The 13,515-nt window shown below is 66.3% G+C and carries 12 protein-coding genes; 2 read left to right on the forward strand and 10 right to left on the reverse strand.

What is annotated here, in order from left to right:
* Positions 1 to 71 precede the first annotated feature (71 nt).
* Both F3J20_RS24370 and F3J20_RS24375 read left to right on the forward strand, forming a co-directional pair.
* Positions 72 to 1,679 (forward strand): hypothetical protein, encoded by a 1,608-nt coding sequence (locus F3J20_RS24370; RefSeq protein ID WP_167284767.1) that lies wholly within the window; start codon positions 72 to 74, stop codon positions 1,677 to 1,679.
* 231 nt (positions 1,680 to 1,910) lie between these two features.
* Positions 1,911 to 2,939 (forward strand): XdhC family protein, encoded by a 1,029-nt coding sequence (locus F3J20_RS24375; protein WP_167284768.1) that lies wholly within the window; start codon positions 1,911 to 1,913, stop codon positions 2,937 to 2,939.
* Between the two features lie 104 nt (positions 2,940 to 3,043).
* On the opposite strand, the gene F3J20_RS24380 is transcribed toward F3J20_RS24375, so the two are convergent.
* The 10 genes from F3J20_RS24380 to F3J20_RS24425 all read right to left on the reverse strand — a co-directional run bounded on the left by F3J20_RS24380 (position 3,044) and on the right by F3J20_RS24425 (position 13,500).
* Positions 3,044 to 3,979, reverse strand: a complete 936-nt coding sequence (locus tag F3J20_RS24380; protein WP_167040405.1) for a LysR family transcriptional regulator — start codon at positions 3,977 to 3,979, stop codon at positions 3,044 to 3,046.
* A gap of 225 nt (positions 3,980 to 4,204) precedes the next feature.
* Positions 4,205 to 5,770, reverse strand: a complete 1,566-nt coding sequence (locus F3J20_RS24385) for a UbiD family decarboxylase (protein WP_167284769.1) — start codon at positions 5,768 to 5,770, stop codon at positions 4,205 to 4,207.
* A 55-nt stretch (positions 5,771 to 5,825) separates the two neighbouring features.
* Positions 5,826 to 6,551, reverse strand: coding sequence for an enoyl-CoA hydratase/isomerase family protein (locus tag F3J20_RS24390; protein ID WP_167284770.1), 726 nt, complete (start codon positions 6,549 to 6,551; stop codon positions 5,826 to 5,828).
* The gene (locus F3J20_RS24395; RefSeq protein ID WP_167284771.1) at positions 6,541 to 8,892 is read right to left on the reverse strand and encodes a xanthine dehydrogenase family protein molybdopterin-binding subunit; all 2,352 of its coding nucleotides are present in this window, start codon (positions 8,890 to 8,892) and stop codon (positions 6,541 to 6,543) included. Before F3J20_RS24395 ends, F3J20_RS24390 begins: the two co-directional genes overlap by 11 nt.
* Positions 8,889 to 9,398: a (2Fe-2S)-binding protein gene (locus tag F3J20_RS24400; protein WP_167040399.1), complete on the reverse strand. Its 510-nt coding sequence runs from the start codon at positions 9,396 to 9,398 to the stop codon at positions 8,889 to 8,891. The genes F3J20_RS24395 and F3J20_RS24400 overlap by 4 nt, the downstream gene beginning before the upstream one ends.
* Before the next feature lie 33 nt (positions 9,399 to 9,431).
* Positions 9,432 to 9,893, reverse strand: coding sequence for a carbon monoxide dehydrogenase subunit G (locus F3J20_RS24405; RefSeq protein WP_167040397.1), 462 nt, complete (start codon positions 9,891 to 9,893; stop codon positions 9,432 to 9,434).
* A gap of 27 nt (positions 9,894 to 9,920) precedes the next feature.
* Positions 9,921 to 10,724 carry a xanthine dehydrogenase family protein subunit M gene (locus F3J20_RS24410; protein ID WP_167284772.1) on the reverse strand — a complete coding sequence of 268 codons (804 nt, stop codon included), beginning with the start codon at positions 10,722 to 10,724 and terminating at the stop codon, positions 9,921 to 9,923.
* Positions 10,725 to 10,843: 119 nt separating this feature from the next.
* Entirely contained in the window at positions 10,844 to 11,608 is a 765-nt protein-coding gene (locus tag F3J20_RS24415; RefSeq protein ID WP_167284773.1) for an alpha/beta hydrolase, read from the reverse strand.
* A gap of 3 nt (positions 11,609 to 11,611) precedes the next feature.
* Entirely contained in the window at positions 11,612 to 12,967 is a 1,356-nt protein-coding gene (gene fahA, locus F3J20_RS24420; protein WP_167284774.1) for a fumarylacetoacetase, read from the reverse strand.
* Complete coding sequence (locus tag F3J20_RS24425; protein ID WP_167040482.1) at positions 12,964 to 13,500, reverse strand: VOC family protein; 537 nt, start codon at positions 13,498 to 13,500, stop codon at positions 12,964 to 12,966. The genes fahA and F3J20_RS24425 overlap by 4 nt, the downstream gene beginning before the upstream one ends.
* Between the last annotated feature and the right edge of the window lie 15 nt (positions 13,501 to 13,515).

Genomic DNA, 13,515 nt, shown 5'->3' on the forward strand with positions numbered 1-13,515 from the left:
CGGTCCGAATCTCAGCAAATACCTTTCAGCCTTTTTATCGGGATTTTTCCCGACCTTGGACATTACTCCACATGGTAAAACGACGTCAATTTATCGGCGGCCTGACGGCACTCAGTGCAAGCTATCTTTTGAGCGCATGTGGCGGTGGCGGCGCATCCGGAGACGGTAGCGGCAAGACTTCGGATGCCTCGGCTTCTCCTGGCTCATCGGGTTCTTCCAGTTCTCCCGGCACCGCGGCTAATCCGGCGACACGCGCGAACGCGGACGCCGCGAGCAGCATCTCCATTCCGCCCGCCACGTCGATCACGGACAACACCGGCGCCGTCTGGACGCTGTCGCAGGGATCGGTCTATCGCAACGGCGAGAAAGCTCAGGACACCTATAACGTCACGCTCGTCCTGTGGTATGGCAGCAGTATCTATCACGAGGGAACCGGTGGTCAGTTCTACCAATGGACTGGCTCGAACTGGGTGGCCTGCAACGATCCGCGCCTTGGCGGCACCTCGGCCGACGGCACCACGCTGCCGGCGTCGCCGTACATCATCGACAAGGCGGGCGCGATCTGGACGCTCGTCAACGGCTCTATCTACCGGAACGGCTCGCCGGTCGGCAACACGTACAACGTGTCGCTCGTCCTGTGGTACGGCGGCAAGGTTTGGCATTGCGGAACCGGCGGCCAGTACTACGTCAATGCGGACGTCGCCGCCCAATGGCTGGCTTGCAGCGATCCGCGCCTCGCGGTCACGCAGTCCCCCGGCATGTTCTATGGCATGAACGGTCACCCCGACTACGCCTACACGCCGCAACAACTCGTGTCGATTCTGAAGGGCATGGGCTGCACCAGCTATCGCGTCGGCTGCAGCAGCGATCCGACCCAGTTGAATGCGGTGGTCAATCTCGCGCAGGCTTTTCAGTCGGCCGGCATCACGTTGCTCGTGATGATCAATCAGGGGGTGTACGACGCCAACAACAATCTGCTGAATGGCGAGTCGGCGGCTTATAGCCAGGGCTACACGGTGGCCCGGACGATCGCCAGCGCACTGAAGCCGTATGGCGTGACCCTCTACGAATGCGGCAACGAGCTGACGAGACAGAACGCGACCGTGGTCAGCTTCACCTATGCCGGGACGAAAGCATCCGACTTCAACAACGCGAACTGGCCGGTGATGCGCGGCGTGATGCGCGGCATGATCGACGGCGTGAAGTCGGTGCAGCCGTCCGCGCAATGCGCCATCAACTTTTGCGTGGCCGATGTCGGCGCCGCGGATGCGTTGTGGGACGGCATGCAGCCCGATGGCAGCGGCGGCTATCCGACCGTGCGCTGGGACATCACCACGTGGCACAACTACGAGGTGTACGGCGATGCGTTTTCCATCGGCACGGACGGCGCGGGTCCGGGCTTCGATCTGCCGATCTACTGCAAGGCCCGCTATGGCGTGCCGTTCATCATCAGCGAATGGAACACGGGGCCGGAGCAAACCGAGACTTATCGTGCGAACTACATTACGACGCAGCTCGGCGAGTTCTATCAGAACCGCAAGACGCACAATATCCAGGCCGTGATGTACTACGTGCTCGATAGCGGCGACGAGACGTACGGCATCATGCTCAACGGTTCTCCGCTGAATCCGGCCTACAGTGCATTTACGAGCTTCACGGCGAATCATCCGGACAACTGATCGGCGCGTGCAGGTGCAGGCAGTGTGCTCCATTCGCAGCCGATGCTGCCCGATGTCAAGGGCAGGGCGGCTGCGTCTGGGGTGAGTGCCGGCTTGCTTGGCCGCGATCGGCAAATAGCCGATGCCACTCTTCAGCATTTTCGATCGCTTGATCGATATTCCCCGTTTCTCCTTGTTGAAACCGACCATTAAACTACCTGTCGTCGATTCACGACGATTCAGGTATCGCTAGTGGACAGTGTCAATCTCGAAGTATTGAAATCGAGCGCGCGATGGCTCGAACAGGGGCATCGCGCGTTGCTCGTGACGGTGGTCAGGACGTGGGGGTCGTCACCGCGGCCCGAGGGGGCGATGCTCGTGGTGCGCGACGACGGCACCGTGGTGGGCTCCGTGTCCGGCGGCTGCATCGAGGACGATCTGATCGATCGCGTGCGCCGGCGCGGCATTGAGAAGACGAAGCCCGAGGTCGTCAAATATGGCATCACGGCCGACGAAGCGCATCGTTTCGGCCTGCCGTGCGGCGGGACGATTCAACTGGTGCTCGAACCGCTGACGGAGGCGAGCGGTATCGCCGAGCTGTGCTATGCCGTCGAGTCGGGGCGTCTCGTGGCGCGCACGCTCGACATGGCAACGGGCGCCGCGCGTCTCGGCCCCGCGCGGATGACCGACGGCGTGGACTGCAACGACCAGCGTCTCGTGACGATACACGGACCGCGCTACCGGATGCTCGTGATCGGCGCGGGGCAACTGTCGCGCTACCTGTGCAACATCGCGGTCGGACTCGATTATCAGGTGACGGTGTGCGATCCGCGTGAAGAGTACACGGAAGCATGGAATCTGCCCGGCACCACGCTGATCCGTTCGATGCCCGACGATGCCGTGCTCGACATGAAGCTCGACGAACGTTGTGCGGTGATCGCGCTCACGCATGATCCGAAGCTCGACGATCTCGCGCTGATGGAAGCGTTGAAAACGCGTGCTTTCTACGTCGGCGCATTGGGCTCGCGACGCAACAACGCGGCACGGCGCGAAAGGCTCGGGGAGTTCGATCTCGACGCGACGGAACTGGCGCGGCTGCGCGGGCCGGTTGGGATTTATATCGGCAGCAGGACACCACCCGAGATCGCCGTATCGATTCTGGCGGAAGTGACGGCGGTGAAGAACGGCGTCGCCATGTCGCCCTCGTCGCAGGTCGCGGTGGCGAAAGCGGCGCGAGGCATGGCATCGCCTGCCGAAACGGGGCCCGCGTGTTTCGCATAGGGACGCGAAGCGTCTGAGTCATGCGCGGCTCGCCGGGCGTGAGCCGCATTGTCCGGAGCGCCGAGCCGGAGAATCGGGTCGAAGAACCGGGTCGGCGCTCCGCGTCAATGAACCGGATCGGTGAACTGGGCTAGCGGACTCAACTGGGCCGCCGCCGCGAACATCTGCGTGAATTGATCGAGAGCGGGGAGCGTATCGCGGCCGCTGCGCGTGATCCGATAGAACGAAAATTCCACTTCCGGCCGGATCGCGTCGATACGCACCTGATAGTGACGGCAGATATGTTCGCAGAACGAAGGCATGATCGCCACGCCGAGTCCTTCGTGCGCCATGGCGATGGCGGTCTGCAAATGGCCGACGACCGTGCGCCGTCCTGTCGTCACGTCCTCCTTCGACAGCGATGCTTCGATCAGCCGTTGCAGCGGGTTGTCCTTCGGCAGCGTGATGAGCGGCAACCCTTCGAGCGCGCGCCACGGCACGCCATCGCGCGGCACGTTGCCGATGCCGTTCGCACCATGAAGCGCCGACGACACGACGACGAGCCGGGTCGGAAAAATCGGTACGCGATCGATGCCGGACAGTTGCGAGAAGAAGATCCCGAACGCTGCGTCGAGATCGCCTTCCTCGACCATCTTCAGCAACTCGCTGGGCGGCCGGTCGACGAGTTCGATCTGCGCGTGCGGCTCGATCTCGGCGAAACGCGCCAGCACTTGCGGCATCAGGCTCGCGCCGATCATCGGCGTGCAGCCGAGCAGCAGCGATGCCTTCTTTTGCCGGCCCAGCTCGTTGAGTTCGACCACGGACTTCTCGAGCGTCTCGACGATTTTCATCGCCGTCGGATAGAACAGCCGGCCCGCTTCCGTCAATGCGACAGTGCGCGTGGTGCGCTCGAACAACCGGCAATTGAGCTGCGTTTCGAGCTCGCGGATGATCGCGCTCAGCGCTGCCTGACTCAGGTGCATGCTTTGTGCGGTCTTCGTGAAGCTCGATGCGTTCGCCACGCCGAGAAAGACCTTGAGTTGTTTGAGGGAGAGATTCATCTGCGGCGATCCTTGAAGCAGGGCACGATAGGGCTGCCTGGATTTTATCGCCGCGCAGGGTTATCCGCGACCGGGACAACACCCGACTCGCGGCAGGCGTGTGCCGCGACGCGGCGCTCGGGCGTGGCGCAACCGCCGCCGCGTCGCGGTGCCGGGCGAGCCGGGTCATGACCCGGGAGTCATGACCCGAGGGACATGACCCGACTCCCGCAGACTCACCCCCGCTCACGCAAACGCATACCGCCCTTCCTCGTCGCGGACGATCGCGCGCGTCGCGCCGGTATCTTCGAGCCAGCGCACGACTTCGCGGCCGTCGCGGGTTCCCGTCGCCGACATCAGTTCGGTGAAGCGCTTGGGGCCGTGTTCCAGCGCGGCTTCGAGCGAATCGAAGCGCGTGCCCGTGAGCGCGGGCGGCGTCGGCACGCGATGTTCGAGATTGCGCTGTTCACCCGGGCGCAGCAGCGGCAACGTCAGATCGAAGCCGACTTTGGCCGTCACCGCCGCACCGGCCAGCGACGGATCGAGCGGCATCGCGCGCATGCCGCTGTGCATCACGAGATCGCGATCGGCCTGGAAGCGCGTGGCGAGCGCCCAATCCATCTGCTCGTCGGAAAAGATATCGATGTCGGGATCGACCACGAAGACGTGCTTGACGTTGGCGAGCGACGCGAACACGGCGGCGATCGCGTTGTGCGCTTCGCCGGGCACGCGCTGCTGCATCGCGACGCGCACGTTGAACATGCCGCCCGTGGCCGGGCTCGCATACACCGCCCGGATTTCGCGCACGGCCGTTTCGAGCGCGCGCCATACCGTCACTTCGGTGCGCAGCGCGGCCAGTTGCGCCGTATCGGTGCGCGCCATCGTGCGCCCGCCGATCGTGCAGGTCTGGAACACGGCGTCCTTGCGATGCGTGATGGCCGTCAGATGAAAGACCGGGTTCGTCTTGATGCCGCCGTAGTAGCCGAGAAACTCGCCATACGGTCCTTCGGGTTCCGCGTGGCCGCGCTCGTCGAGATAGCCTTCGAGAATGAATTCCGCATCGGCCGGCACGAGCAGATCGTTGGTCACGCATTTGACGACGCCGAGCGGCGCGCCGCGCAATGCCGCGACGAGTTCCAGTTCGTCGGCGGGAATGCGCATGGTCGCGCCGACGTGGTCGATCGGATGCGTGCCGACCGCGAAGGCGATCGGCAGGCGCTCGCCGCGCTTCGAATGGGCCATCGAGATCGCGCGCAGATCGGACGGCGCCACGAGGTCGATGCCCGCGGTACGGCGCCCGCGCAGCATCAGCCGGCGAATGCCGACATTGGTCCAGCCCGTGTCGGGATCGACGGCGAAATCGATCGACGCCGAAATATACGGCGCGCCGTCCAGATCGTGTTGCAGATGCACGGGCAGCGCCGTGAAATCGCAGTCGTCGCCGGTCAGCACGATCTGCTGCACGGGCGCCTGCGCGCGGCTTACCTCGACGAGCTTGCCTTTGGTGCGCAGACGGTCGCGCACGGTTTCGAGCAGCCCTCCGGGCGTCGTGTCGAATGCCTGGGCGAGGCGCGAGCGGCTCGCGGCCACGCTGCCCGCGAGCGAGACAGCGCCGCCCGACGGTCGTGCGAACCAGACCGCGCGCGGATTGCCTTCCATGATGCCGGCGACGTCGGCGAGATCGACCGGTTCGTCATGGCGTTCGAGTTCCGTCGCGTCGAGCGATTCGAGAAAACGCCGCAGCCGGAAGCGTTCGAGGTCGGGCAGCTCCGCGCCTTGCGCGGTTGAAGCGATGAGGGTCTTGGGTCTCAATGTTGTGTCCTTGTGCGCGAGAGGGCGCGTGGAGATCGGCAGCGCTCGGCAGCGCTCAGAAGCGTGCCGACAGCGCGGTGGCCGCCAGGTGGGCGGCAAAGCCGCTCGAACCCGCGTCGGACATGTCCGGCGCGAGCTGCAGGAACTGCTTGACGGCGCGCAGCGTGACCGCGCTGCAGCCGAGCAGCGTTTCGGTTAGCGCGGCGACTTCGGCGTCGAGCGCGGCCGCCGCGACGACGCGGCTCACGAGCCCCGCCGTCAGTGCTTCCTGCGCGGAGAGCCGCGCGCGGCTCAACACCATGTGCGCCACCGTCTTGACGGGCACGCGGCCGATCAGCGCCGACATCACGAGCGTCGGCGGAATGTCGCGTTCCATTTCGGGAATCTGGAAGACTGCGTCGTCGGCGGCGAGCGCGACGTCGCAAACGCCCGCGAGCGCGCAGCCCACGCCGATCGCCTCGCCGCGCACGACGGCCACGACCGGCACGCGCACGGCCTTCAGCGCGTCGTAGAGCGCGAGCGGCGGAGCCGCGACCACGCGGCGCAAGGTTTCCGCCGACGGCTTCGCGCCGGCGGGCGGCATCGGCGACTGGCGTCCCTTGCAGAAGTCCTTGCCGCTGCTGACGATGCGCACGAGCTTCGTCTCGTCGTCGAGCGTGGTGACGGCGGCGATGATCGCCTCGCTCATCGCCTGGTCGATCAGGTTGCCGTTCCCGGGCCTGTCGAGCACCACTTCGAGCAGCGCCCCTTCACGGCGAATAGCGATGGATTCAGTCGACATGAGCGCCTCCTTGTGCGCGATGAATGTATTCCCAGATGACCTTCGGCGTGGCCGGCATCGCGAGTTCGTCGCTGCCGTGCTCGCTGAGCGCGTCGGCCAGCGCGTTGAAGATCGTCGCCGTGGCCGGCGTGATGCCGCTTTCTCCGCCGCCTTTGACACGCAGCGGATTGCCGTGGGTCGGGTCTTCCGTCAGCTCGACGTTGAGCGGCGGGATCACGCCGGCGCGCGGCATGCCGTAGTCCATGTACGAGCCGGTCAGCACCTGTCCCGTTTCGCGGTCCACGTAGAAGCCTTCGGACAGCGCCTGGCCGATGCCCTGCGCGAGACCGCCGTGCACCTGGCCCTCGACGATCAGCGGGTTGATCGGCTGGCCGACGTCGTCGACCGAGGTGTAGTTGACGAGTTGCACGATGCCGGTGTCGGGGTCCACCTCGAGTTCGCAGACGGCCGCGCCGGTCGGATGCGCGGGCACGCGCGTGTTGACCTCCGCGCAGGCGTACAGCTTTCTGAGCGACGGGTCGCCGGGCAGTCCGTGCTGCGCGACGTGCCGGGCGATGTCGGCGAGACTCGCCCGTTTGCCGCCGGATGGCGCCGTGAAGTGGGCGTCGGCGAAGGCGATGCCGGCGGCGTCCGCATCGAGCAGCGTCGCGGCCACCTGCCTGCCGATGGCGATGATCTGCTGCGCGGTATCGACGAGCAGCATGCCGCCTAGCCGCATCGTGCGGTCGGAGTGGCTGCCGCCGCCGACGCTCACGAACGCGGTGTCGCCGGTGCGCAGCTTGACGGCTTCCATCGGTACGCCGAGATGATGCGCGATCACCTGCGCAAAGGTGGTCTCGTGGCCCTGGCCCGTCGATTGCGTGCCCGACACGATATCGACGCTGCCGTCCGTGCGCACGGTCAGCTCGATGCGTTCGCGCGGCGCGCCGACCGGCGACTCGATGTAGTTGGCAAGCCCGATGCCGCGCAGCCGTCCGTTCGCGCGCGACTGCGCGCGGCGTGCCTCGAAGCTGTCCCATTGCGCGAGCGTCAGGGCGCGCGCCATGTTGCGCGCGAAGTCGCCGCTGTCGTACGTGAGGCCCATCGGACTGCGATAGGGCAGCTTGTCGTGCGGCACGAGATTGCGGCGGCGGATTTCCGCGCGGTCGATGCGCAGTTCGGCGGCGGCGAGATCGAGCATGCGCTCGATCACATGCGTCGCCTCGGGACGGCCTGCGCCGCGATACGGCGCCGTCGGCACCGTGTTGCTCAGCACCGCGCTCACGTGCACGGCGGCGACCGGCACGTCGTAGACGGTCGTCATGATGCGCGTGCCGTTCGACATCGGCACATAGGAGACCGTATGCGCGCCGACGTTGCCGATCCATTCGTTGTCGATGGCAAGTATGCGGCCGTCTTTCGAAAAGCCGATCGTCGAGCGGATAATCGCATCGCGTCCCTGGTAATCGGCGAGGAAGGCTTCGCTGCGATCGCTGGTCCATTTGACCGGCCGCCCGATGCGGCGCGCGGCCCATAGCACGGCCAACTGCTCGACGTAGACGAATGAGCGCGGCCCGAAGCCGCCGCCGGTATCGGGACACACCACGCGCAGGCGCGCGGTGGGCACCTTCAGCGCGGCGGCGAGGCACAGTTGCTGGCGCACGGCGCCCTGGCTGCCGGAGATCAGCGTGTAAGCATCCGTGGCCGCGTCGTAAGCGCCGATTGCGCTGCGCGGCTCCATCTGGCAATTGACGAGCCGGCTGTGATGGAACTCGCGCTGTACCACGTGATCGGCCCGCGCGATGATCTCGCGGGCCGCGTTGCGCTCGCCGATCTGCGTCTGGAAGCAGAGGTTGCCGGGGGCCCCGTCCCACAGTTGCGGCGCCTCGGGCCGCAGCGCGTCGTGGCCGTTGATGACGGCGTCGAGCGGGTCGTAATCGACCTCGATCAGCTCCGATGCGTTGCGCGCCTGCTGCGGCGTTTGCGCGATCACCATGGCGATCGCCTCGCCGACGTAGCGCACGCGATCGACTGGCAGCGGCAGATGAAGCTGGTTGAAGATGGAGCCCGTCAGCGAGGTGAGGAAGGCCTTCTTCGTCGCGTCGACCGCATCGACGGGATTCGGTACATGGTCGATGCCCTGGAAGCCGTCGTCGAGATACTGCTGGCCGACCAGCACCGCGATCACGCCGGGCGCTTCGCTCGCCGCGCTGGTGTCGATCGAACGCAGCACCGCGTGCGCGTGCGGCGAGCGCAGAAATGCCGCGTGCAGCTGTCCGTCGACGTGGATATCGTCGGTGTACTGCCCGTTGCCGGTGACGAAGCGCTGGTCTTCGACGCGAGGTATCGGTTTGCCGATCATGACGGGTGTGCCTCCGTACGCGCGAACGGCGCATCGGGGTACATCTCGCGCGCCGCGTGACGAACCGCCTCGATGATGTTCACGTAACCGGTGCAACGGCAGATATTGCCTTCCAGCGCGTGGCTGATGCTCGCCTGGTCGAGCGCCGGTTCCTCGCGCAGATAGAACGCGCTCGCCATGATCATGCCCGGCGTGCAGAAGCCACATTGCAGGCCGTGGCATTGAACGAAGGCATTCTGCACCGGGTGCAGCTTGCCGCCGCACTGCGCATTGAGACCTTCCACCGTGACCACCTGCCCGCCGCTCGCCTGCGCGGCGAGCACGGTGCAGGACTTGACCGCATGACCGTCGAGATGGACCGTGCACGCGCCGCACTGGCTCGTATCGCAACCGACGTGCGTGCCGGTCAGGCGCAAGTGCTCGCGCAGGAATTCGACCAGCAGCGTGTTGTCGGGCACCTCGTGCCGGACGTCCGCGCCGTTGACCTGCAATTGGACTTCAACCATGGTTCACCTGTGTGTCCTGTGCTTGCGAAGCGCTCATTGGCCGGCGTTCTGGCTGGCCGCGCTCATCGTCGCGTTGAAACGCTTGAAGAATTCGGCGGCGAGCTTGTTCGCCACCGAGGTGACGAGGCGCGAGCCGATCTGGGCCAGCTTGCCGCCGACCTGCGCTTCGGCCACGTAGGTCAGAAGCGTGCCGTCCTCGGCATCGGCGAGCGTCACGGTGGCGGTCATCTTGCCGAAGCCCGCGATGCCGCCTTCGCCCTGGCCGACGATCCGGTAGCCGTTCGGCGCGTCGCGTTCCGACAGTTCGAGCGTGCCCTTGAAGCGCGCCTTCACGGGCCCGACCGATGCCACCACGACCGCCTTGTACTGGTCTTCGCTATCGGCCTCGAACGACTCGCATCCAGGCACGCATTCCTGCAACACGGCTGCGTCGTTGAGTCCTTGCCATACCTGTTCGCGCGATGCCGCGATGGTTTGCGATCCGGTGAATTCCATCCTTGTCTCCTCGATGAGCGCGCGCCGTTACGACGCGAGCAGCGCCTGCAGTGCGCGGCGGGTATAAGTTTCGATCAGATGCGCGCGATACGACGCGGAAGCGTTGTCGTCGTCGGGCAGCGTGTCGCGCTCGACAGACAGCGGTTCGAGCGCCGCGGGCGCCAGGTTCTGCTGCAACGCGGTCTCGGCGTCGAACCAGCGGAACACCGAGGCGCCCGCGCCGGTCACGGCGACGCGCATCGCGTCGTCGTACTGCGCGATGAACACGCCGGCCACCGCGTAGCCGGACGCCGGATGCCGGTACTTCGCATAGGCGGCCCGGCGCGGAATCGCCAGCTCGATCGCGACGATCAGCTCGTCGGCGGCGAGCGCGGTCTCGAACGTGTCGATGAAAAACGCGTCGGCGGGAATGCGCCGCTGCGACGAGGTGACGACGTGCGCGTTCAGACCGAGCACGGCGGCGGGGTAGTCGGCGGCGGGATCGTTGTTGGCGACCGAGCCGCCCATCGTGCCGCGGTTGCGCACCTGCGGATCGGCGATCAGGCTCGCCAGATGAGCGAGCGCCGGAATTGCTTCGCGTACGACGTTCGAGTTGGCCACTTCGGCATGCTTGGTCAGCGCACCGATGCGCAGGACGTCGCCGCGCACCTCGATGCCGCGCAGCGCGTCGATCCGCGTGAGATCGATCAGATGCGACGGTGCCGCGAGGCGCTGCTTGAGCGTGGGAATCAGGGTCATGCCGCCCGATAGCGGCCGCGCTTCGTCATGCTCGCGCAGCCAGCCGACCGCCTCGGCCAGCGAGGTCGCGCGCAGATAGGTGGTGTCGTACATAGTGTCTCCTGCGGCATGCCCGTCGTTTGTTGGTCCGTCAGTTCGTCGCTGCGTCCGTACGGGCATGCCTGACTGCCGCATGGGCGGTCCGTTGGTTCGTTGGTTCGTTGGTTCGTTCGTTAGGGCTCGGCGAGCCAGTTCTCCAGTGCGGTGGCGAGTGCCACCGGCACTTCGTACATCGCATAGTGTCCCGCATTGGGCAAGCTTTCCAACGTGGCGTTGGGATACCACTTCAGCCACGTGCGCGTCATCAGGTCCACGGTGATGGCCGGATCGTGTTCGCCGACGAACAGCTTCACGGGCGTCGGGTTGCCCTCGACCTGCGCGGCGAAGTCGCCGGTGGCCCAGTGCGGCAGATAGGCGGCGAACGCTTCGCGCCGCGACTCGCGTTGCGATTGCTGGGCGAGATTGGCGCTCCAGCGCGCCGCGTGCCGGCTGCCCGTCGAAAAGTGGATGATGCCCGCGCGCTTCGCGACGTCGTCGACGGCGGCGGAAAACATCGCGAGACGCGTGTCGTCCATGCGCGAGCCGCACGCGGGTACCGCCGATACGCCGGCCATCTTCACGATGCGTTCCGGCGCGGCGAGCAGGACGCGCTGCATCGCCATGCCGCCCATCGAATGGCCGATCAGGCTGAAGCGCGGCCAGCCGAGATGATCGGCGAGCGCGAGCACGTCGCCGGCGACTTCGTCGAAGCTAAAGGCACCGTCGATCTCGTGCGACAGCCCGTAGCCGCGATAGTCGAAGAACGCGTAGCCGAAGCGCTCGGGATCGAGTGCCGGCGTGAGCGCGTGCCAGTCGACCGAGCTGCCGAACCAGCCGTTCAGCACGATGACTTTATGCGGACCGTCGCCGAATTGCGTGAAACCGTTGAGCGTCGTCATGATTCAGTGCGCTCCGTGCGCGGCGGCGTCTGCCGGTTGAGGGTAGGGCAAGGCCGGCGCGATGCGTCCGCGGCATTCGCCGAAGCCGATCGATACGGCGCCCGGTGCGCTCGCGCGCGCGCTCAGCACGATCTCGTCGCCGTCTTCGAGTTCGATGCGCGATTCGCCGCCCGGCAGCGCGATGGGCTGCTTGCCCGCTTCGCTCAGTTCGGTCAGGCAGGCGCGCGCGGCATCGCTCGCGCCTGAAATCGTGCCGCTGCCGAGCAGGTCGCCCGTGCGCAGATTGCAGCCGTTGCTCGTGTGATGCGCGACCATCTGCGCGAACGTCCAGTACAGATTGTCGAGGTGAGTCTGCGTGATGCGCGCCGCCGTGATGCGCTCGCGGCGCATGGCCGCCGTCGACAGATGCGCGAACAGTTCGAGATGCAGGCCGCCGTGCTGCTGGTCGTGTGCGCCGTGAAGATGCGGCAGGATCGCGGGGTCGTCGGCCGCGCGCCGAGGCGGGGCCTTGCGAAACGGCGCGAGCGCTTCCTCGGTGACGATCCACGGCGACACGCTCGAATGAAAACTCTTGCCGAGGAACGGTCCGAGCACCTGCTCGAACCATTGAATGCTCTTGGCCGACCAGTCGTTGAGCAGGCAGTAGCCGAAAATATGCGCGCGTGCCTCGTCGACCGGAATGGGTTGCGTCAGTGCGTTGCCGCGTCCGATCACGGCGGCCAGTTCGAGTTCGAAGTCGAGCATCGGCGCGGGCCCGAAGCACACGTTGCCGTGCGCGTCGCGATACTGGCCGTGCGGCCGCCGTACCTCGCCGCCGCTCGCGCGCAGCGACGACGCGCGGCCGTGATAGGCGATCGGCAGCGACTTGAAGGCGGGCGGCAGCGGCACGGCGAGGCCCTTGTAGCGGCCGTGGCGCTCGGTGTGATGCAACGAGGTCAGAAAGTCCGTGTAGTCGCCGATCGTGCAAGGCAGCGCCGGCGTCACCTCGCTCATGCGCGGCAGCACCGCATCGAGCGACGCTTCGAGCCGCGCACGCGCGGGCGCGTCGTGTTTCAGCAGGTTCGACAATGCGCCGCGCAGGGCGCTCGCATGGCGGACGTCGAGCGCCATCAATGCGTTGAGCGTCGCCTCGCTGGCGGATGCGCAGGCAAGCGCCGCGTCGCCGTCGAGCAGCGCCATACGCTGCAGTGCGCGCAGATCGACGACACGATCGCCGATCGCGACGCCGGTGCGCTGTTCGCCGTCGCGCTCGAACGTGCCGAACGGCAGATTCTGGATCGGGAAATCGGTGTCGGCGGCATTCGCCGATTCGATCCAGCTGTGCCGCGCCGGATCATGCGTGAAATTGAGCGTGCTCATGCGCCGCGTGTCTCCGGAACGGCCTGGTTCTTTTCAGCGGTCCAGGCGTCGAGCGCCGGCCGGGCCCGCATTCTATAGCCTGCCAGTTCCTCGGCGGGCGCGACGGGCACCGTCAGTTCGACACGCAAGCCGTTCGGATCGAAAAAGTAGATCGAGCGAACGAAGTGATGGTCGGTCACGCCGAGCACGTCGATGCCGTGCTCGAGCAGGCGCGCCTTCATCGCTTCGAGCTGTTCGGGCGCGCCGAGCCGCAGGGCGATGTGATTGACCCACGCGGGCGTGTTCGGCGACGGCAGCGCGGCCGTGGCGTCGCCGAGATCGAAGAAGGCGATGTTCGAGCCGTCGGCCATTTCGAAGAACAGGTGCACGTAGGGGCAGTATTCGCCCGTGCTCGGCACGTGGTCGAGCCGGATCACGTGAACGAGCGGCAGGCCGAGGAGGTCTTCGTAGAAGTGACGCGTTTCCTCGGCGTCGCGGCAGCGCCAGGCGAAGTGATGCAGGCCGAGCACGGGCGCCGGGCGAGTAGGGGCGATGGACACGGTGTCTCC

The sequence above is a fragment of the Paraburkholderia sp. Cy-641 genome, from assembly GCF_011752945.1.
Classification (GTDB): domain Bacteria; phylum Pseudomonadota; class Gammaproteobacteria; order Burkholderiales; family Burkholderiaceae; genus Paraburkholderia.